The sequence below is a fragment of the Vibrio sp. 10N.222.55.C6 genome (assembly GCF_041473395.1).
Lineage (GTDB): Bacteria > Pseudomonadota > Gammaproteobacteria > Enterobacterales > Vibrionaceae > Vibrio > Vibrio crassostreae_C.
In genome coordinates, this window is the sequence record NZ_JBFRSD010000571.1 from 1 (window position 1) to 216 (window position 216).

Annotated in this window: 1 protein-coding gene; it reads right to left on the reverse strand. The window is 44.0% G+C overall.

Annotation, left to right across the window (positions count from 1 at the left end):
- A partial coding sequence (locus AB4486_RS25145) for a hypothetical protein (protein ID WP_372119426.1) occupies positions 1–216 on the reverse strand: 216 nt, incomplete at both ends.

Consider the following 216-nt stretch of genomic DNA (forward strand, 5'->3'; position numbering starts at 1 on the left):
CATAGGTAGACTCTGCGTCTGCAGAAACAAAACCAGCGTTAAGGTTATTGTCCGCATTAGGGTCAACCGCAGGAACAACTGTTGTGTCTACGTGTGAACTAGGAGCCTTACCTACTTCATCTGTAGACTCTTCTTCTTTCGATGAAAAGTACGCATCGACAGCATCTTGATCATCAAGTTGCGAGAACACACCTTCAATATCAAAAGCATCCAGTT